This is a genomic window from Streptomyces sp. NPDC003379 (assembly GCF_053589195.1).
Genome location: NZ_JBSFRK010000018.1, coordinates 73,282 through 91,563 on the forward strand (window position 1 = coordinate 73,282; position 18,282 = coordinate 91,563).

16 protein-coding genes, 1 tRNA gene and 2 pseudogenes are annotated in these 18,282 nt (G+C 69.8%); 12 read left to right on the top strand and 7 right to left on the bottom strand.

The genetic code is table 11. The annotated features are described in order from the left end of the window. The first annotated feature begins 1 nt into the window (after window position 1). Both tdh and ACWDVB_RS19660 read left to right on the top strand, forming a co-directional pair. On the top strand, window positions 2-1,030 hold the full coding sequence (tdh, locus tag ACWDVB_RS19655; protein WP_451518218.1) for an L-threonine 3-dehydrogenase: 1,029 nt from the start codon (window positions 2-4) through the stop codon (window positions 1,028-1,030). 46 nt (window positions 1,031-1,076) lie between these two features. Next, window positions 1,077-2,285: a glycine C-acetyltransferase gene (locus tag ACWDVB_RS19660; RefSeq protein WP_451518217.1), complete on the top strand. Its 1,209-nt coding sequence runs from the start codon at window positions 1,077-1,079 to the stop codon at window positions 2,283-2,285. A gap of 11 nt (window positions 2,286-2,296) precedes the next feature. Here the strand turns inward: ACWDVB_RS19660 and ACWDVB_RS19665 are convergent, their stop codons facing one another. Next, window positions 2,297-3,199 (bottom strand): aminoglycoside phosphotransferase family protein, encoded by a 903-nt coding sequence (locus ACWDVB_RS19665; RefSeq protein WP_451518216.1) that lies wholly within the window; start codon window positions 3,197-3,199, stop codon window positions 2,297-2,299. Window positions 3,200-3,383: 184 nt separating this feature from the next. Here ACWDVB_RS19665 and ACWDVB_RS19670 point away from each other — a divergent pair, with 184 nt between their 5' ends. The 5 genes and pseudogenes from ACWDVB_RS19670 to ACWDVB_RS19690 all read left to right on the top strand — a co-directional run bounded on the left by ACWDVB_RS19670 (window position 3,384) and on the right by ACWDVB_RS19690 (window position 6,634). Further along, complete coding sequence (locus ACWDVB_RS19670) at window positions 3,384-4,283, top strand: LysR family transcriptional regulator (protein WP_451518215.1); 900 nt, start codon at window positions 3,384-3,386, stop codon at window positions 4,281-4,283. 130 nt (window positions 4,284-4,413) lie between these two features. After that, complete coding sequence (locus ACWDVB_RS19675) at window positions 4,414-4,767, top strand: hypothetical protein (RefSeq protein WP_451518214.1); 354 nt, start codon at window positions 4,414-4,416, stop codon at window positions 4,765-4,767. Between the two features lie 2 nt (window positions 4,768-4,769). After that, window positions 4,770-5,253: pseudogene (locus ACWDVB_RS19680) on the top strand (ABC transporter ATP-binding protein); the annotation flags it as partial. 101 nt (window positions 5,254-5,354) lie between these two features. Further along, window positions 5,355-5,918 (top strand): helix-turn-helix domain-containing protein, encoded by a 564-nt coding sequence (locus tag ACWDVB_RS19685; RefSeq protein WP_451518213.1) that lies wholly within the window; start codon window positions 5,355-5,357, stop codon window positions 5,916-5,918. Window positions 5,919-6,052: 134 nt separating this feature from the next. Then, complete coding sequence (locus ACWDVB_RS19690; protein ID WP_451518212.1) at window positions 6,053-6,634, top strand: N-acetyltransferase family protein; 582 nt, start codon at window positions 6,053-6,055, stop codon at window positions 6,632-6,634. On the opposite strand, the pseudogene ACWDVB_RS19695 reads toward ACWDVB_RS19690, so the two are convergent. Further along, a pseudogene (locus tag ACWDVB_RS19695) lies at window positions 6,586-6,936 on the bottom strand (sugar phosphate isomerase/epimerase family protein); the annotation flags it as partial. The gene ACWDVB_RS19690 and the pseudogene ACWDVB_RS19695 overlap by 49 nt on opposite strands. Window positions 6,937-7,213: 277 nt before the next feature. Between ACWDVB_RS19695 and ACWDVB_RS19700 the strand changes: the two are divergent. Together ACWDVB_RS19700 and ACWDVB_RS19705 are read left to right on the top strand one after the other, a co-directional pair. Further along, complete coding sequence (locus ACWDVB_RS19700) at window positions 7,214-8,215, top strand: alpha/beta fold hydrolase (RefSeq protein WP_451518211.1); 1,002 nt, start codon at window positions 7,214-7,216, stop codon at window positions 8,213-8,215. Window positions 8,216-8,303: 88 nt separating this feature from the next. After that, window positions 8,304-8,690 carry an MmcQ/YjbR family DNA-binding protein gene (locus ACWDVB_RS19705; RefSeq protein WP_451518210.1) on the top strand — a complete coding sequence of 129 codons (387 nt, stop codon included), beginning with the start codon at window positions 8,304-8,306 and terminating at the stop codon, window positions 8,688-8,690. Between the two features lie 11 nt (window positions 8,691-8,701). Here the strand turns inward: ACWDVB_RS19705 and ACWDVB_RS19710 are convergent, their stop codons facing one another. Continuing rightward, a complete protein-coding gene (locus tag ACWDVB_RS19710; RefSeq protein ID WP_451518209.1) occupies window positions 8,702-9,628 on the bottom strand; it encodes a transketolase family protein in 927 nt (308 codons plus the stop codon). A gap of 54 nt (window positions 9,629-9,682) precedes the next feature. Beyond that, complete coding sequence (locus ACWDVB_RS19715) at window positions 9,683-10,453, bottom strand: transketolase (RefSeq protein ID WP_451518208.1); 771 nt, start codon at window positions 10,451-10,453, stop codon at window positions 9,683-9,685. 137 nt (window positions 10,454-10,590) lie between these two features. Here ACWDVB_RS19715 and ACWDVB_RS19720 point away from each other — a divergent pair. Continuing rightward, window positions 10,591-10,667: transfer RNA gene (locus ACWDVB_RS19720), tRNA-Pro, on the top strand. Here ACWDVB_RS19720 and ACWDVB_RS19725 read toward each other — a convergent pair. After that, complete coding sequence (locus ACWDVB_RS19725) at window positions 10,646-11,341, bottom strand: site-specific integrase (protein WP_451518207.1); 696 nt, start codon at window positions 11,339-11,341, stop codon at window positions 10,646-10,648. The genes ACWDVB_RS19720 and ACWDVB_RS19725 overlap by 22 nt on opposite strands. Before the next feature lie 301 nt (window positions 11,342-11,642). After that, complete coding sequence (locus ACWDVB_RS19730; RefSeq protein ID WP_451518206.1) at window positions 11,643-11,945, bottom strand: hypothetical protein; 303 nt, start codon at window positions 11,943-11,945, stop codon at window positions 11,643-11,645. Window positions 11,946-12,235: 290 nt separating this feature from the next. Between ACWDVB_RS19730 and ACWDVB_RS19735 the strand changes: the two genes are divergently transcribed. Continuing rightward, the gene (locus ACWDVB_RS19735) at window positions 12,236-13,435 is read left to right on the top strand and encodes a HEPN-associated N-terminal domain-containing protein (RefSeq protein ID WP_451518205.1); all 1,200 of its coding nucleotides are present in this window, start codon (window positions 12,236-12,238) and stop codon (window positions 13,433-13,435) included. Between the two features lie 111 nt (window positions 13,436-13,546). Further along, the gene (locus ACWDVB_RS19740) at window positions 13,547-14,113 is read left to right on the top strand and encodes a hypothetical protein (protein ID WP_451518204.1); all 567 of its coding nucleotides are present in this window, start codon (window positions 13,547-13,549) and stop codon (window positions 14,111-14,113) included. Between the two features lie 124 nt (window positions 14,114-14,237). On the opposite strand, the gene ACWDVB_RS19745 is transcribed toward ACWDVB_RS19740, so the two are convergent. Further along, entirely contained in the window at window positions 14,238-17,765 is a 3,528-nt protein-coding gene (locus ACWDVB_RS19745) for a DEAD/DEAH box helicase (protein WP_451518203.1), read from the bottom strand. Window positions 17,766-18,282 lie beyond the last annotated feature (517 nt).

Consider the following 18,282-nt stretch of genomic DNA (forward strand, 5'->3'; position numbering starts at 1 on the left):
GTTGAAGGCGCTGGTCAAGGAGAAAGCGGAGCCTGGACTCCGGCTGATGGACGTACCGGAGCCGGTCATCGGCCACGGCGACGTCCTGATCAAGGTGCTCCGCACTGGGATATGCGGCACCGATCTGCACATCCGCGCCTGGGACGGCTGGGCGCAGCAGGCGATCGCCGCGCCCCTCGTCGTCGGGCACGAGTTCGCCGGCGAGGTCGTGGAGACCGGCCGTGACGTCGCGGACATCAAGGTCGGCGACCGGGTCAGCGGCGAAGGCCACCTGGTCTGCGGCAAGTGCCGCAACTGCCTCGCCGGGCGGCGCCACCTGTGCCGCGCCACGGTCGGCCTCGGCGTCGGCCGCGACGGCGCGTTCGCCGAGTACGTCGCGCTGCCCGCCGGGAACGTGTGGGTGCACCGCGTCCCCGTGGACCTCGACGTTGCGGCGATCTTCGACCCGTTCGGCAACGCCGTGCACACGGCCCTGTCGTTTCCGCTGGTCGGCGAGGACGTACTGATCACCGGGGCCGGCCCGATCGGCCTGATGGCGGCGGCCGTCGCCCGGCACGCGGGCGCCCGCAACGTCGTGGTCACCGACGTCAGTGAGGAGCGCCTGGAGCTGGCCCGCAAGGTCGGCGTCAGCCTCGCCCTCAACGTGGCGGACTCCACGATCGCCGACGGCCAGCGCACGCTCGGCCTGCGCGAGGGCTTCGACGTCGGCCTGGAGATGTCCGGCAACCCGCGCGCCATGCGCGACATGGTCGCCAACATGACCCACGGCGGCAAGATCGCCATGCTGGGCCTGCCGTCCGAGGAGTTCGCCGTCGACTGGTCACGGATCGTCACCTCCATGATCACGATCAAGGGCGTCTACGGCCGCGAGATGTTCGAGACCTGGTACGCGATGTCCGTACTGCTCGAAGGCGGCCTCGACCTGGCCCCCGTCATCACGGGCCGGTACGGCCACCGCGACTTCGAGGCCGCCTTCGACGACGCGGCCAGTGGGCGCGGCGGCAAGGTCATCCTCGACTGGACCTCCTGACCCGTTCCCGCCCGGCTTCTCGGCCGCATCCCCTAAGGAACCCAGCATGTTCGACTCCGTACGCGAAGACCTCCAGGCCACCCTCGACGAGATCGTCGCCGCGGGCCTGCACAAGCCCGAGCGCGTCATCGGCACCCCGCAGTCCGCCACGGTCGCCGTCACCGCGGGGGGCCGCGCCGGCGAGGTCCTCAACTTCTGCGCCAACAACTACCTCGGCCTCGCCGACCACCCCGACGTCGTCGCCGCCGCCCACGAGGCGCTGGACCGCTGGGGCTACGGCATGGCGTCCGTCCGCTTCATCTGCGGTACGCAGGAGGTGCACAAGGAACTGGAGGCGCGGCTCTCCGCCTTCCTCGGCCAGGAGGACACGATCCTCTACTCCTCCTGCTTCGACGCCAACGGCGGCGTCTTCGAAACGCTCCTCGGCGCGGAGGACGCCGTCATCTCCGACGCGCTCAACCACGCCTCGATCATCGACGGCATCCGCCTCTGCAAGGCGCGCCGTTTCCGGTACGCCAACCGTGACCTCGCGGACCTGGAGCAGCAGCTGAAGGAGGCGTCCGGTGCGCGGCGACGGCTGATCGTCACCGACGGCGTCTTCTCCATGGACGGCTACGTCGCCCCGCTGCGGGAGATCTGCGACCTCGCCGACCGGTACGACGCCATGGTCATGGTCGACGACTCGCACGCCGTCGGCTTCGTCGGCCCCGGCGGCCGCGGCACCCCCGAGCTGCACGGCGTCATGGACCGCGTCGACATCATCACCGGTACGTTGGGCAAGGCGCTCGGCGGTGCCTCCGGCGGCTACGTCGCCGCCCGCGCGGAGATCGTCGCACTGCTGCGCCAGCGCTCACGCCCGTACCTCTTCTCGAACACGCTGGCCCCGGTGATCGCGGCGGCCTCCCTGAAGGTCCTGGACCTCCTGGAGTCGGCGGACGACCTGCGGGAGCGGCTCGCCACGAACACGGCGCTGTTCCGCTCGCGGATGACCGAGGAGGGCTTCGACATCCTGCCCGGCGACCACGCCATCGCCCCCGTCATGATCGGCGACGCGTCGGTCGCGGCGCGCATGGCCGAGCTGCTTCTGGAGCGTGGCGTGTACGTGATCGGCTTCTCCTACCCGGTGGTGCCGCAGGGCGCGGCCCGCATCCGGGTCCAGCTGTCGGCGGCGCACTCCACGGAGGACGTGAACCGGGCGGTGGACGCGTTCGTGGCGGCGCGGTCGGAGCTGGGGGAGACGTCGGGTGGGGCGTGATGTCGGGCTGCTCAACCGGTCAGAGCCTCGGTGATCTGCCGAGTGGTCTGCGCGGCGACCCGGGGGTTCACAGCGGCGTAGCAGATGTAGGCGTTCAGGCCTGTCGCCAGGGCCCAGCCGCGGCCCCGGGTCCACGTGGCGTCGTCGACGCCCAGCGCGGCGCGGAACGTGGCCCGGCTCTCCGCCGTCATCAGGGTGAAGGCGATGGTCAGGTCGCACGCCGGGTCGCCGATGCCCAGCTCGCCGAAGTCGATGACCGCGTTGAGGCGTCCGTCGACGGTCAGGAGGTTGCCGGTGTGGAAGTCGCCGTGGAACCAGACCGGAGGGCGATCCCACTCGGGGGCGTTCAGGGCCGAGTCCCAGAGCGCCGTCATGGCCTCCGCGTCGAACACGCCGCCGACCTCGGCGATGGCGGCCCGCGTCGCGCCGTCCCGGTCGGCCAGCGAACCGGCCGTGAAGTCGGGTAGAGCCGCCTCAGCAGGGAAGTCCCCGGAGGGCGTGCAGCTCTGAAGGGCGGCGAGGAACTCCGCCAGCTGGACAGCGGCCACAGGTGAGTCGGCGAGGGCCTCCGTGGTCGCCACCTCGCCGCCCAGCCAGCGGGACACCGCCCACGGCCACGGATAGCCGAGACCGGGTTCGCCCACGCCCACCGGCTCGGGGACGGCCAGCGGCAGGTGCGGGGAGAGCCGGGGCAGCCACTCGGACTCCTTCCTGGCCTGCCCGATGGCCCCGGCGTGGCGCGGCAACCGGACGGACAGTTCGTCACCGAGCCGGTAGATGACGTGGTCCGAGCCGGCCGGGTCGAGCAGTTCGAGAGGCAGCGCGGCCCACTGCGGGAACTGCGCCGAGACCAGGCGGCCGGCCAGTGTCGCGTCGATCGTCGGGCGGACGTCCGGTGCCTGTTCCGTCGTCAAGAGCAGCCCCTGCGGTCGGCCCGCTCCGTACGGCGGGCAGTCGGAGCCATCACAGTGCGTCGGGGCTCGTCTGTCGATCGGTTTTGCGGTCGATGCCGACCATGCCATCGACGAAACGGGTGGCGGAGGCGGCAGACGAGGCCGGTGGTGCGGCGCGGGCCGCCGGTACGGGAGAATCGGTCACATGATCGAAGCGCGGCGGCTGCACATCCTCCGTGCGGTGGCCGACCACCGCACGGTCACGGCCGCTGCCGCCGCGCTGTACCTCACCCCCTCCGCGGTCTCCCAGCAGCTCACCGCCCTGGAGCAGGAGACGGGCCACCGCCTGGTCGACCGCTCCGCGCGCGGCGTACGACTGACGGCCGCCGGAGAGATCCTGCTCACGCACACCAACGCGGTCCTCGCCCAGCTGGAGCGGGCCGAGGCCGAGCTGGCCGCGTACAGCTCGGGCGAGGCGGGCACGGTCACCGTCGCGTCCTTCGCCACCGGCATCGGCCTGGTCGTCGGCCCGGCCCTGACCCGCCTCGCCGCCTCCGCGCCCGGGATCAGGGTCCGCGTGCAGGACGCGGAGGGCGACGCCAGCCTGCCGATGGTGCTCGACCGGCAGGTCGACGTCGCGGTCGCCGTCGAGTACCGCGGCGCGCCGGGCGCGGACGACCCCCGGCTGACCCGTGTCCCTCTCTACGCGGAGCCGTTCGACGCGGTGCTGCCGCTCGGCCATCGGCTCGCCGCCGCCGAACGCGTGCCGCTGGCCGAGCTCGCCAAGGACGCCTGGATAGGCCCCTTCGCCGGCAACCCGTGCCACGACGTGGTCGTCCTCGCCTGCGAACAGGCAGGGTTCCAGCCGCTGCTGGAACACTGGTCGGACGACTTCCGCGCGGTCGTGGCGCTCGCCTCGGCCGGCGCGGGCGTCGCCCTCGTGCCGCGCTCGGCGCTGCGGGGCATGGATGTGTCGGGCGCGGTGGTGCGCCCGGTGGAGGGCGCGGCTCCCACGCGCAGGGTGTTCGCGGCGGTGCGGTGCGGGGCGGAGGGGCATCCGCTGATCCGTCCGGTCCTGACGGCGCTCGGGGAAGCGGCGGGCTGACGCCGCGACCGTCACACCTGCACTCTGCCGCACCACGAAACTCAAGTGCCGCCTATTGACCTTGCGCTCAGCCCGTCATGAGCGCGGCTGACTGGTTAACAGAAAGCACTTTCCCCCTCGGGAGTTCACCGTGAACGGGAAGCAGAGCGCACTGTCCGCAACTCCCGAGAAGACGGCTTCCGCGAAGACGGCTGCCGAGAAGACGACGTCCGGCGTCGCGGAGCGGCAACGCCCGAGCCTCGGCCGACGTACCGCCGAGGCGGCCGAGAAGAGCTGGCGGCCGTTCGCGCTGCTGCTCGTCTGCTTCGGCGCCTGGTGGGTGATCGCCGCCACCGACATGGTCGAGTCCTATCTCGTGCCCTCGCCCGGCGCGACGTTCGACGTCATCATGGGCAAGCCCGGCTGTCTCTGGCAGCACGGCTGGTTCAAGAACCCCAAGCCCCTCGCCGACTACTGGGATTCAGTCCAGGGGATCAAGCAGTGAGCATGGAAGTCGCCGTCCGCCTCGACGGCGTCGCCGTCCGCTTCCGTACGAAGAAGAAGGACGTCACCGCGTTGCGAGACGTCTCACTCGACATCGGCGGAGGCGAGTTCGTGGCGATCGTGGGACCGTCGGGCTGCGGCAAGTCCACGCTGCTCAAGCTGGTCGCGGGCCTGCTCGCGCCGCCGGCGGGCGAGGTGCTCCTCGGGGGCGAGTGGGTGCGGGGTCCACGGCGCGACATCGGATACGTCTTTCAGCGCGCCGCCCTCCTGGACTGGCGCTTGGCCCGGCGCAACATCCTGCTCCAGGCGGAGATGCGGAAGATCCCCGCGGCCCGGGCACGCGCGCGTACCGACGATTTGATCGCATGACCGGACTTGACGGCTTCGAAGACGCCTACCCGCACGAGCTGTCGGGCGGCATGCAGCAGCGCGCGTGGCGCTGTGCCGGGCGCTGCTGCACGAGCCGCCCGTACTGCTCATGGATCAGGGAACTCCTGAGGGCGGTCGTGGCGCACGACTGAGAGCTGCGGCACCGCCGAACCAGACGCCGCTTGCCCGGAATCCCAAATACGGGATAGCGTGCCGAATATGGAACATGGCGGAGTCGACGCGCGCCTCGCCACCCGACTGTCCGAGCTGCGCGCCGAACGCGGCTGGTCACTGGGCGAGTTGGCCGAACTCAGCGGAATCAGCCGCTCCACCCTGTCGCGCGCCGAGCGCGCGGAGATCAGCCCCACGGCGGCCCTCCTGAACCGCCTCTGCGCGGTCTACGAGCGGACCATGTCGCAGCTCCTGAGCGAGGTGGAGGCGGAGCCCGCGCAGCTGGTGCGCGCCGTCGACCAGGCGGTCTGGGCGGACGACGACGAGGGCTTCATGCGCTGGCAGGTCTCGCCCCCGCACATCGGGATGCGCGGCGAACTGGTCGAGGCCCGGTTGCAGCCGGGCGCCGACATCACGTACGACCGGCCGCCCGTGCCCGGTCTGGAACAGCACATCTGGGTGCTCGAAGGCGCCCTGGAGGTCACGGTCCAGGGAGAGGCGCACGCCCTGCGCACCGGCGACTGCCTGCGCTACCGCCTGTGGGGCGCCTCGCGGTTCCGCTGCCTGGGCGAGCAGGCCGTGCGGTACGCGCTCGTGGTGGTGAAGTCGTGACTGCCTCAGTGTCTGGGACTGCCTCTGTGCCCGGGACTGCTCCCGCGCCCGGGACTGCTCCCGCGCCCGGGACTGCTCCTGTGCGCGGGACTGCTCCCGTGCCCCGGACTGCTCCTGTGCGCGGGACCGCCCCCGTGCCCGGGACTGCCTCAAATCTTGGGGCCTCCCCCGCGTCCCTGTCGCGCCTCGACGCGGGCCGGCTCAAGGAATGTGCGGACGACCTGGCCGGTCTCCTCACCGACACCGTGCGGGGCGGCGCCTCGCTCGGCTTCCTCGCGGATCTGGACCGTACCGCCGCGGCCGCCTGGTGGCGCGGGCTGGCTCCGGCGGTCGAGGAGGGGCGCCTCGCCGTCTGGACCGCCCGCGACGCCGAACGCCTCACCGGAACCATCAGCGTCGCGTTCACCGACAAGCCCAACGGCCGTCACCGCGCCGAGATCGCCAAACTGATGGTCCACCCGTCCGCGCGCGGGCAGGGCCTCGCCCGCGCGCTCCTGTCCGCCGCCGAAGAGGCGGCGGTGCGAGCGGGCGTGACCCTCCTCGTCCTGGACACCGAGACCGGCAGCCCCGCCGAATCCCTTTACGCGAAGGAGGGGTGGAGCAGGGCCGGGACCATCCCGGATTACGCGACGGACCCGGCCGGGACTCTCCGTGCGACGACCCTGTTCTACAAGCGTCTCGGCGAAGTGTTCGAAACGTCCGAGACGCTGCAGTAGCGCAGCGCCGCCAGATGGGCGTAGCTGTTGCGCGCCGTCGCGAACGGATCCGTCGGGCTGTCGTGCTCGACCAGCCACTGCCGGACGCCGCCCACGCGCGCGTGGGCGAACATCGCGGCGAAGTCGAGCGTCCCCGAACCGACGTCGGCCGCCATGTCCTTGACATGCAGCGCGGGGAAGCGGCGCGGGTGGCGCCGGAAGTACGTCGCCGGATCCGCGCCGCCCTTCACCGCCCAGTACACGTCCAGCTCGAAGCCGACCAGTTCCGGGTCGGTCTCCGCGACGAGGATGTCGTACAGGCTGGGAAGGGGCGGACGCGGAGACGGTTCGGCGCGTGGCCGGTGTGAGGTCCCGCGTGTGGGGGAGGCTGAGCCGGAGAAAACGTAGCCGAAGGGGACCGCCCGTCCGTCCGCACGCGGAAGAACCACCCGCACGCGGAAACTAGCCGCCTGCGGACACCATCCGCACGCAGGGAGCCGCCTACGGGGAACCGCCTGTAGGGAAGTCGCCTTTAGGGAATCGTCTACGGGACCGCCCCCAGAACCCACCCGCAGGAAAGCACCTCAGGGAGCCCGCCTGATGTCCGACCACCGATCCGACGAGACCGCAACCACCTCCTCCGCCGCCTCCTCCTCCGCCACCTATACCGCGGGACTGCTCAACGCGGCGGACGGCGTGCCCGTCGCCACGTACACCTGGCTGCCGGCCGACGGCAGGCCGCGCGCCTACGTCCAAATCGCGCACGGAGCCGCCGAACACGCCCTGCGCTACGACCGTTTCGCCCGCCACCTGACCGCCCACGGCTACGGCGTCGTCGCCTCCGACCACCGCGGCCATGGCGCCACCGCGCAGGCAACGGGCGGCTACGGAGTGACCTCCGGACCGGACGGCTCCGACGAGGCCGACAGCTGGCGGGCGATCGTCGACGACCTCAAGGCCATCGGCGACCAGGTGCGCACCCTGCACCCCGGCCTGCCGTACTTCCTCCTGGGACACAGCCTCGGTTCGATGCTCGCGCGGGACTACGCCCAGGAGTACGCCGACGATCTGGCGGGTGTGATCCTCTCGGGCACGTTCCGCTCGCTGCCCGGCGCCGAGCCGGAGGAGTCGATCGCCCGCCTGGAACACGAGATCGCCGAGCACGGCCGCGCCGCGACCTCCTCGTACGTCCCTGACCTCTTCGCCTCGTTCAACGACCCGTACGTCCATCGCACCGGCTTCGAGTGGCTCTCGCGGGACGAGGCGGAGGTCGACGCGTACGTCGCCGACGAGCGCTGCGGGTTCGCCTTCTCCGCGGGACTGTCCCTGGACTGGGTGCGCGGCCTGCGCAAGATCAACGATCCCCGCAACCTCGCGCGCGTGCCCGCAGATCTGCCGATCCACGTCGCGGTCGGCGAGCAGGACCCCTGCAACCAGCGGATGACGCTCGTCCATGAACTCCTGGAGGACTTCCGTTACGTCGGGTTGGAGGACCTCACATGGAAGGGCTACCCGGACACGCGCCACGAGATCCTCAACGAGACCAACAGGGACGAGGTCCAGGAGGACCTGACGGCCTGGCTGGACAAGCGGGTGCTGTGAGACGCCGTGAGATGCGGTGAGATGCGGTGAGACGTGAGACCGTGCGGTCGGCAGGTGACTGTCAGTGGCGTTGGTTACGGTTCATGGCATGTCGAAGTCCAGATTCAGAACCCGCGTCACCTCCGATGACGTGCGCCGCATCGCCCTCGCCCTGCCCGACACGGCGGAGAAGATCGCGTGGAGCATGCCCACGTTCCGTGTGTCCGGAAAGATGTTCGTGACGGTTCCGGACGACGAGACGTCCATCGCGGTGCGGTGCCCGAAGGCCGAGCGGGACGAACTGGTCCTCGCGGAGCCGGACAAGTTCTGGGTCGCGGCGCACGAGGCGGCTTCGGCATGGGTGCGGGTGCGCCTCGCGGCGCTGGACACGGACGAGCTCACCGACATCCTGTCCGACTCCTGGCGCCAGGCCGCGCCGCCCCGACTCCTCGAAGAACACCCGGGATTGGGGGTTTTGGCCGCGGAGTGGGACTGACCGCTCACCGTTCAACCCAGGAAGCCGCTGATCCGCCCGCGCAACGACCGCACGTCGAGGCCGTGGGCGGCCAGATGCTCCTCGACCTGCCCATAGCGGCGCAGCTCACGGCGGCCCACGCCCAGGCCGAGCACGCGGTGCGGCAGATCGACGAGCGCGTCGTTCACCGCGCCGGCCGAGGTCCCGGCGAGATACGGCTCGACGACCACCACATCGGCGGCCTCCCCGGCACCCACGGCCCGCCGCAGCGCCTGCTCGTCGAAGGGCCGCACGGTCGTCGCGTACAGCACGGTGACGTCGAGCGCCTCCGTCGCGGCGAGGACCTGGTCGAGCATCGGCCCGACGGCGACCACCACACCGTCACGCCCTCCGCGCCCCTCACGCCCCCCGTGCCCTTCCCGCACCGTGAGGAACCGCTCGCCGTCCACGGGAAGCGGCCGGGAGTTGGACTGCGCGGACAGACGTACGTACACCTTGTCGTCGCCCGCCGCGACGGCGTGCCGAAGAAGCGTCTCGGCCTCGTCGGGGTGGCCCGGCACGTGAACGGTCCAGCCGTCGAGGGTGTCGAGCAGCGCGACGTCGCCGGGCGACATATGGGTGAAGCCGCCGGCGGGCCAGTCGAAGGACGCGGCGGCGCTCACCAGGACGCCGCCCAGGCCCTGGTGCCCGAAGTCGAGCTTGATCTGTTCGAAGGGGCGCTCCACGAGAAAGCTGGCGAACGTGTGTACGACGGGCCGCAGCCCGGCGAGCGCGAGCCCGGCGCCCGCCCCCACGAGCAGCTGCTCCCTGATCCCGACGTTGATCACCCGGTCCGGGTGCCTGCGCATCGCCTCCTCGAAGGCGTCCTTGCCGATCTCGGCGAGGACGACGGCGACGCGGGGATCCTCGTCGAGCAGCCGCGAGACGACAGGGGCGAAGCGGTCACGCATGGTGTCCATGGCAGAGGGGTCCTTCCGGGGGTACGGCGATGGGGGAGGGGGCGTCGGCTTGGCTCACGCGGGCTTGGGCTCGCCCGCGTACTCCTTGGGCTCGACCCGGGCGACCACCACACGCGGCCGGCCCGGGTGCGGTGCCGTGAAGGCCGTGTACAGCGCGTCGTGGTCCCGCCCGTCGACGGTCTCGGCGGACCACCCGGCGGCCTCGAAGCGGGCGGAGATCCCGCCGGGCCTGGTGTAGCTGGCGGAGGCGTTGTCGATCACGAGCACGTGCAGCTGGTCGAGGCCGGCCGGACCCGCGTAGGCGATGGCCTCGTGATTGCTGCCCTCGTCCATCTCGGCGTCCCCGACGAGCACCCACACGCCGGGCTCGGTGAGGCCACGTGCCTTCAGCCCCAGCGCCGTCCCCACGGCGATCGGCAGCCCGTGCCCAAGGGACCCGCTGCCGATCTCGGCACCGGGCACCAGCACCCGGTCCGGATGGTGCCCGAGCGGAGAGTCGTACGACCCGAAGCCCTCAAGCCAGTCGACGGGCAGGAAGCCCTTGGCGGCGAGGATGGCGTAGTAGGCCATGGGCCCGTGCCCCTTGGACAGCAGGAACCGGTCGCGCGCGGGGTCGTCCATCCGCTCCGGCGTGACGCGGAGCACCCGGTCGTAGAGCACCCAGAGCGCGTCCAGCGTCGACGTCGCGGCGGGCCCATGCTTTTCGTCCCCTGTCATGAGCCCCATGAGCCGGGGGAGGTCTGCGTACCCGTACCCGTACCCGTACCCGTATCCGTATCCGTGTCCGTGTCCGTGTCCGTGTCCGCGTTCCGTGGTCGTCGTCATGCCGAGCAGCGTGCAACCTCAACTGCACTTGAGGTCAAGAGCCGGCCCCCGGGAAACGGGTGAGCGATCACCGGTCAGAGTGCGGTATTGTTTCGGTGCGCGTTCGGCCAGGGAGAAACCCCAGGTCACACGGGCAACGGGACGTGGCGCAGCTTGGTAGCGCACTTGACTGGGGGTCAAGGGGTCGCAGGTTCAAATCCTGTCGTCCCGACCAGCTTTTTGCAGGTCGGAGGCCGTTCTCGCCATTAGGCGGGAGCGGCCTTTTCTGTTGGTGGTCGTGGAGTGGTCGCGACGCTCTTCGCGGTTTAGGGCGGCGGCGATGGCGTCGACGGCTTGGTGGGCGGTACGTCGGGTGAGGTGGGCGTAGATGTTCGCGGTGGTGGAGATGGTGGAGTGCCGTGCGGTCTGGGAGACAGCCCACAGGCTGACGTTTTCACTGATGGCGATGGTCACGGCGAGGTGGCGCAGGTCGTGGAGGGTGCAGCGGGGGACGCCGGCCTGTTGGGTGAGGTCGTGGAAGTGGTTGAGGACCCATTCGGGGTGCCAGGAGCGTCCGTCCGGGCGGGAGAAGACGAATCCGTTCCCGTGTTCAGGATCGGTGGGGTCCTCTGCGAGTGAGGCGTTGCGGCGGCGGTCGAGCACGGCACTCACGCGGGGTGACAGGGCGACCCAGTCGCGGCTGGCGCGGGTCTTGGGGGTGGTGATGACGAGCTTGTTGTTGTCGACGGCGGACAGGGTCCAGCGGGTGTAGAGCCGGTTCTGGCCGAGGTGTACGTCGTTCCAGTGGAGGGCGAGGGCTTCGCCTCGGCGGAGTCCGGTGCCGATGAGGAGCTCGGCGAGGTCGGCGAAGTCCGGGTCACGTCTCCGGCAGTGGTGGAGGAAGCGCACGGCCTGGGCGGTGGTCCAGATGGTGCGCTCTGCCCGAAGCAGGGCGCGGGATCACGGTAGGTCGGGCGACGTTGACAGGCAGGCGGTGGGTTCGCACGGCTTCGCCGAGAGCGCTGGAGAGGGTGGCGAGGATGTGCCAGACAGTCTGCTGGCCGCGCCCGGCGGCGAGTTGGGTCTGCGTGAAGTGGTGCAGGTGCTCGTAGGCCAGGTCATCGAGACGGATGGCCCCCGGGGCGGGGATGAGATCGTTTCGGGTGTAGTCGCGGTAGCGGATCCAGGTGGCGGGTTTGAGTCGTAGTTTTTATGCGGCGAGCCATTGGATGAGGTGGTCCTCGAGCGTCTGGTTGGGGTCGGCGCTGATCCCGATGCTGCGGCCGGCGAGGTAGCGGTGCAGGGCGGTGCGGGCGTCGTCCTGGGTGGGGAAGCCGCCGCGGCGCACGGTGCGGTTGTGGCCGCCGGTCTGGGTGGCGGGGATTTCGACGGCGAAGGTCCAGGTCCCGTGTTTGGAGTCGGTATTCAGGAGAGGGCAGTGCGTGTCGAGCTGGTGTTTCTGCTGGTCGCGGCAGCGGCGGTAGACACGGCCTGTCGCGTGGTGAGTGCGCATGGTGATCACTCCCTGGCGTGGTGTGACACCTGTGCTTTCAGAGTGAGCCTGTAGCGCGCAGAGTTCGCGGCGAACGGCCACCGTACGACCACAACAGGGGCTGAAGGGCATGTGACCTGCACGGATCCCTTGACGGAGCGCATGGTGCGACGTGTGCGCCATTGGGGCGGAGGGCGGCCCATGTGGGGCGCGACTGGACGTCAAGTCTGGATGGCACGCTGGCTACAGGAACTTGCTGTCCAGAGCCCGCCCCAAGGGCGCCGCCTCTGGGTTCGGCTACGGTTCGGGCCATGGGCGCGTACGAGGTGGAGGAGGCGCAGGTCGAGCAGGGATGGGACTTCGGTGACGGCTACGTCTGTGCTCAGTGCGTGGGCGACGAAGCGCTTGCGCGGAAGATCACCGCGGATGCTGTGACGGACGGTGCCTGCGACTACTGCACAGGCGGGCCGGCTGCCCCGCTCGACACTCTGTTGGCGGCGTTCTTCGATGGGCTGCACACCGAGTACGGACTGGCAGGCGGCGAACTTGCCTATTTCGGGGGCGAGCTGGTGCCGGCCGAGAGCTGGGACGGCGGTGAGCTGGTCGACGAGTACGCGGACGTGCTGGTTCCCGAGGCGTTGCAGGAGGCTGTACGGCAAGCCGCGCGGGCTGACGATGTCTGGGTGCGGCGCCACTTCGTTGAACCGCGCAGGGACCAGGCGCTGCTGGACGGCTGGGAGCGCTTCAGCGAGCAGGTGAAGTATCGGACCCGGCACGTGTTCTGGCTGGCTCCGCCGCACGAGAAGGAGGCCTATCTCGGCGGAGGGGAGATTCCCGCCGCAGACGTCCTGATGGCGCTCGGCGACCTCATTCCCGACGCAGGACTCGTGCGAGAACTTGACCCCGGGCAACGTCTGTGGCGTGCGCGTGCGCATCAGGCCGACGAACACCCGCGCAGTGCACGCGAGTTGGGAACCGCGCTGCCCGAACAGGCCCGCCGTCCCAACAGGATGAGCCCGGCAGGCATCCCTCTCTTCTACGGGGCCGACAGCCGCCAGACCGCGATCGACGAAGTGGCGAGGCACGTCGCCGGTCGGGGGTGGCGTGTTACTAGCGCCGCGTTCGAGACCACCCGTCCGTGCACGGTGATCGACTTCACCCGACTTACGCCGGTTCCGACAATCTTCGACACAGACCGGTCGCATGTGCGGCATGCGCTGAACTTCCTGCACCAGTTCACCGAGCGAATCAGCGCCGACACCGACGGCCACGAGCATCTCGCCTATGTGCCCACACAGATCGTCACCGAGTATCTGCTCAAGGTCTTTGGTGCGCAACGCCCCGTCGACGGGCTCGTCTTCACATCGTCCGCGGCCATCGACGGCGGCGTCTGTACCGTGCTCGACATCCCCCAGAACCGCTGCTTCGACCCCACCGGCTCAGAGCCCGACGGTCATCCCGCCCTGCGGATGGTCCCCAGCACGCTGCTATCCGATCAGCCCCTGCTGTAGCGGCTGGCAGTGCACCAATAAGCGCCCAGCCGCGCATCGATAGAGTCGGGCGCAATCCACACTCGAGGCGAGCGTAAGGGGGAGCGTGTGGTGGGTAAGGAGTGGGTTACTTTGGCGGCAGCTGTAGCTGGTGTTCTGGGCACACTCGGCGCGGCTCTCCTTACGCAACGACGGGCGGATCAGACCAAGCGGATGGAGCTGCAGGCCCTTGCATCCGCCCAGCGAGAAGAACGTCAGCACACCGAACAGATGCGGCGGGCCGAGCTGGCGGAGGCGGCGCGTCGCGAACTGATTGATCTGAGACGTGCTTGCTACATCGGCTTCAATACGGCAGCTCGCCAATACCAGACAGCTCAGGTCAACCTGATGCATGCCCTGCGCTCCAGTACCGATGCGGATGAGTGCAGGGAGCAGCTCGAGGCCCGGCGTCTGGCCCATCGGGACAGCTATGCGGAGGCGCAGATGATTCTGCCTCCGGGAGTATTCTCAGCGGCACGGGATGTGAACCAACAACTCAATGCCAGCTATGGCCGACTCATACGACTCCATGGGCAACCACCGACGAGTGAACGTGAACTCGTAGCGTTCGAGACGGACATTGAGGTGTCCTGGGCGTTGCTGAGCCAACTGCGGCATGCCATGCGGCACGACCTCGGTGTGGACCAGGCCTCGATCTGAAGCCGCATTGCCGGGTACTGTTCTCGGCCGCCCGACGCTCCGTCGGTACGGAAAAGGATCATGGGGATGGCAAGAGGGGCCGAAGCAGCGGGCGTTCCCTGAGGGCTCTGTCAGGCCTGAGAGATCACCGCTGCCAGTCGGCCGCGTTCGCGTGATGGAGCAGCGGATGTGCGGCGAGGGCGGAGAAGTACTGGTGGCGCGACCAGGTCGTCCGGTCGCCGATGACGATCAGTCGGCGGCGGGCCCGGGTGACGGCGACGTTGAGCAGGTTGGGGCTCTTTGTTGCCCACTGGCGTGAGCCGGCTGCGTTCGCGGCCGTACCGAGCACGATCACGACGATGTCGGCCTCCTTGCCTTGTGTCGTGTGCACGGTGCCCACGCGTGCCTGCGGCAACTGTGACGCGGCCGAGCGGCGCAGTGCTGTCGAGACCTCGCGGAAGGGGCTCACCACGAACACCGACTCCCCGAGGCGCCGGGGGATATCCGCGTGCTCCGCCCCGGGCTGTTCCGCGATTCGCTGCTCCACCAGTCGCAGCGTCTTCTCCAGACAGTTGCCCTCTTCGGGGTTCCATTTCCCGCCAGCGGACGCGGACGGCACGTGCAGCCAGACGCTCCGGTGGAGGGGCACCCCGTCGTCGTGGCGCTCGTTCACGCCGTAGACCATCATCCCGTCGTAGGCGATTTCGTTGCTGACGTCGAACATCAGCCGGTCGCAGCGCCGGTGGACTCGGAGCGGTGAACCGACCCACACCGGGCCCTGCTCCTCCCCGCCGAGCCACGTCCCGTACCGCGTCTGCCGGTCGGCAAGGCTCTGCACCGATCCCGCCCCCGGCGCCCACTGCCCGTCCACACCGAAGTGGCGGCAGAGCCGCTTCTGCGCGGTCAGCGGCAGCGTCACGACTGGCTCGAGCTGTAGCGGATCGCCGACGATGACAGCTCGCCGACTACGCCAGAGCGCCCCCACGGCCTGCTGCGGGGCGGCCTGTCCCGCTTCGTCGATCAGGAGCCAGCCGATCGACTCACGGCCGATCCCTTCGAACATCCGACTCAGCGAAGCGAAGGTGGTGGACACCACCGGGACGACGAGGAACAGCATCTTCCAGGACGCGAGGATTGTCGCGGCCGGCAGGCCCGGCGGAGCCGACACCTTGATCACCTCCATCGCGGCGAACAGGTTTTCCCGGACGGTCTTCGCGGCTCCGGCGAGCAGAGCCTGGTGCAGGTCGAGGGCGGCGAGGAACAGCTGGGTGCGAGCAGAGGCGAACTCCGGATCCATCCATGGCGCCGACAGCTCCCGCGTCTCCATCGCCGCCCGGTCGTCCGGGCCGGCCAGCCACTCCTCGCCCGGGAACGTTGCTCCCCACCGCTCCCGAGTCCGCTCCAGCTCTTGCTGCTCCGCATCGAGCTTCGCCAACCGTGCGTGAACCTGTTGCTCACCGGCGGCCATGTCCGCCCTGGCCCGCTCCAACTGCCCCAAGGCCAAACGGGCTTCGCGCTGCAGGGTATTGGTCGTGGCAGTGAGCTGCTGAAGCCGGTAGCGCTCGCCGAGCAGCTCGTGATCGCGCTGCCCGTGTGCCTGTTCCGCTTGCCTCAACAGCTCATCCGCTTCGCCGAGTCGCGCGACGAACGGCGCCCGTTGGGCCTCCCAACGAGCCACAGCGCCGCGGCCCAGGACGCGGCGAACCAGGCCGGGTCGGGGGTGGCGGGCATCCTGCTCTCGCAGCCGGGCCTCGGTGTCCCCGACTGTCCCGGCTGCTCGGCCGACGATCTCTTCCGCCCCCCGCCAGACCTCCACCGTTCGTTCAACGTGACGGCGCTGCTCTTCGGCCCGTCCGATGGCTGCAGCGATCGCGGCGCGCTGCCGCTCGTACTGGTCCTGAAGGCCCGCGAGCGATCGGCGGAAGTCCGCGACGCCCGAGCGGAGCGACTCCAGGAGCGGGTCGGGCACCGCCAGCCGCTCTGCCAGATCGGCCAGGCGTGTCCGCTCCCGCACCAGAGCGTCGACCTTCGCCCGCGCGGTGCGGAAGCGGGCAGTGGCCTGCTCCCAGGAGAGCGCGGACAGCGGCGGATCATCCTGCGCTGCAGCGGCGCCGCGCTCGGCGTTGATGTGATCGGTGAGCAGTTGCCGAAGGCCCCGTGGCGGGCTGCCGCTGTCGGCGGCCTGGGCCCGTCGATCCTTCGGCTGCCCCCACCAGAACGCCTCGACGAAGTCGGAGCGCAGCTGCCGCTTGCCCAGGCACGCGGCGACCGCGCCCCAGGCCGGGGTGGAGTCGAGCAGGAGGCCGGCGGGTTCCCGGAGGTAGGCGGCATGCTCCTGCCAGCTGGGTCCGACGGATTTCTCGGCAGGGATCTCCAGTGTCACGTTCTTCACCGCGCCGTTGTTCGACGAGGCGATCACCATCTCGAAGCCTGTGAGGTCGTCGATCAGCGGTCGGAGCTTCCTGACCGATCTGCGTCCACTCACCGGGTCGGTCTCCCAGGTCAGTGGCTTCTTGCGGAAGGCGTCCTGCGGAGTCGCCAGCTCGGCGAGCCGCTCTGCGCGGCGCACCACGATCGCGGCGACGAGATCCCGCAGCATAGTCGTCTTCCCAGTGCCCGGCGGGCCGTTCACCGCGTACAAACCGGACGCGTCCGCCCCGCCCAGCCGGTTCATGATCTGGTTGACGGCGAACTGCTGGCTCAGCGCAAGGGGCTGATCCGTCTCGGCCGGCCACCGGCCCGCAGGTGTCAGATCGGGCCGAACGCCACCGAGTACGTCGAGGAGCCCGGTGCGTACGTCGACCCGGGTGGCCGGATCAACGGACTCCTCGGGCGTGAGGAAGCTGACGAGAGCCTGATTTGCGTCGCCCCCGGTGACGGCGTCGGCCACCCGGGCGAGATCTTCGGCGAAGAAGCTGTTCATGAGCGCATCGCTGCCAGCCTCGTCCGCCCGATCCTCTCGCACTTGCTGGCTCTTGACGCGAATCGAGTCGGGCGCCAGTGCCTCGCCGACGCCGAGCTGCTGGGTCACCCAGCGGGTGATAGCGACGAGGTCATGAATGTCCAGGCGCTTGGTGCCGACCTCGAGCGGGGGCTCGAGCCGGTCTGCCGCCCCCTCGCTGCCGTCGTCGTCCCCCTGGCTGCTCTGCCTGGCTCGGTCGAGCAAGGCGCCGCCCAGCTCCTCGGTGATGTTCGCGGCCGCCGCGCCCGCAATCGGCCCGAGCCCAAGCCCTGCCGCAGCAACTTCCGCAGCACCACTGATTCCACCCTTCACCGCGGCAGTCACCAGTGAGGACATGAGCCCGGCGACGGGACAGCCCGACAGTTCCGGAGCACCCTCGCCACGTGCGAGATCACCGGACGGCCCGTTCTGACTTGGGGCCGGGACCGGGTCCTGGTGCACTGGAATGTGGCCGTCGGCCACATCGAGCAGAGTCTCGACGAGGGTGCGCTCACTGACCTCGAAGCCTTCCAGCCACGCCTTGTCATGAGGGCCTGGGGCCAGCGTGCGACTCACCGCCCAACCGCAGGACGACAGTGTCACGCTCCCCTTGATCAGCCGACCGTCCTGGTTGATGGTGAAGCTGAGCAAGGCGCTCTGACCCGAGATTCGGCCGTCGAAGTCGGCTTCTTCGCCCGGCGAGCGGAACGCCTCCATCAGGACGTCCCGCATCCGGGAGATGTCAAAGACACCCGCGTAGACGGTGTGTTGCCAGACACAACGAGGATGCAGGGGCCGGGAGGACAGCGGCGAACCGGGCTCCCAGGCTAGCGGCCGCCCCGGACACGCCGCGAAGACATTCTGGGACGGATCAACGCGATCCACAGCGGGCGGACTGAAGTACTCTGCCGCCCGCCACATCCGGAGAATTCCAGCGCGGCGCGCTTGCTCAGCGCGCGATCCGCTTGCATCCGCCACTGTCGTCGACGTACGCGAAGTGCCAGGCCATCCTGAAGAACTCACGGTATCCCGATCCCACCGTCCTGTCGGGTCGGTGACGGCTTGTCATGTCAACAGCCCTTGCAGCCTAGCGGTGTTGATCCGTTTGGAGTAATCATCATTAAGAAGTTCGGGCAGGTTGAGTGTCGTCCAGGCGGCCGCTGCCTGGACGGGTGGTTCGCGCGCCGTTCGTCCTCGCTCAGCCGGTCTCTATGGAGTCCGTGTCGGAGGCGTCGAAGGGGAGGACCCG

What these genes read in the sequence shown, in the direction of transcription:
- ACWDVB_RS19705 (WP_451518210.1), top strand. Translation starts at nt 8,304, where the DNA reads ATGTCGAAGTCCAGATTCAGAACCCGCGTCACCTCCGATGACGTGCGC.
- ACWDVB_RS19700 (WP_451518211.1), top strand. Translation starts at nt 7,214, where the DNA reads ATGTCCGACCACCGATCCGACGAGACCGCAACCACCTCCTCCGCCGCC.
- ACWDVB_RS19710 (WP_451518209.1), bottom strand. Translation starts at nt 9,628, where the DNA reads ATGGACACCATGCGTGACCGCTTCGCCCCTGTCGTCTCGCGGCTGCTC.
- ACWDVB_RS19745 (WP_451518203.1), bottom strand. Translation starts at nt 17,765, where the DNA reads ATGCGGGACGTCCTGATGGAGGCGTTCCGCTCGCCGGGCGAAGAAGCC.
- ACWDVB_RS19670 (WP_451518215.1), top strand. Translation starts at nt 3,384, where the DNA reads ATGATCGAAGCGCGGCGGCTGCACATCCTCCGTGCGGTGGCCGACCAC.
- ACWDVB_RS19685 (WP_451518213.1), top strand. Translation starts at nt 5,355, where the DNA reads ATGGAACATGGCGGAGTCGACGCGCGCCTCGCCACCCGACTGTCCGAG.
- ACWDVB_RS19660 (WP_451518217.1), top strand. Translation starts at nt 1,077, where the DNA reads ATGTTCGACTCCGTACGCGAAGACCTCCAGGCCACCCTCGACGAGATC.
- ACWDVB_RS19735 (WP_451518205.1), top strand. Translation starts at nt 12,236, where the DNA reads ATGGGCGCGTACGAGGTGGAGGAGGCGCAGGTCGAGCAGGGATGGGAC.
- ACWDVB_RS19715 (WP_451518208.1), bottom strand. Translation starts at nt 10,453, where the DNA reads ATGACGACGACCACGGAACGCGGACACGGACACGGACACGGACACGGA.
- ACWDVB_RS19730 (WP_451518206.1), bottom strand. Translation starts at nt 11,945, where the DNA reads ATGCGCACTCACCACGCGACAGGCCGTGTCTACCGCCGCTGCCGCGAC.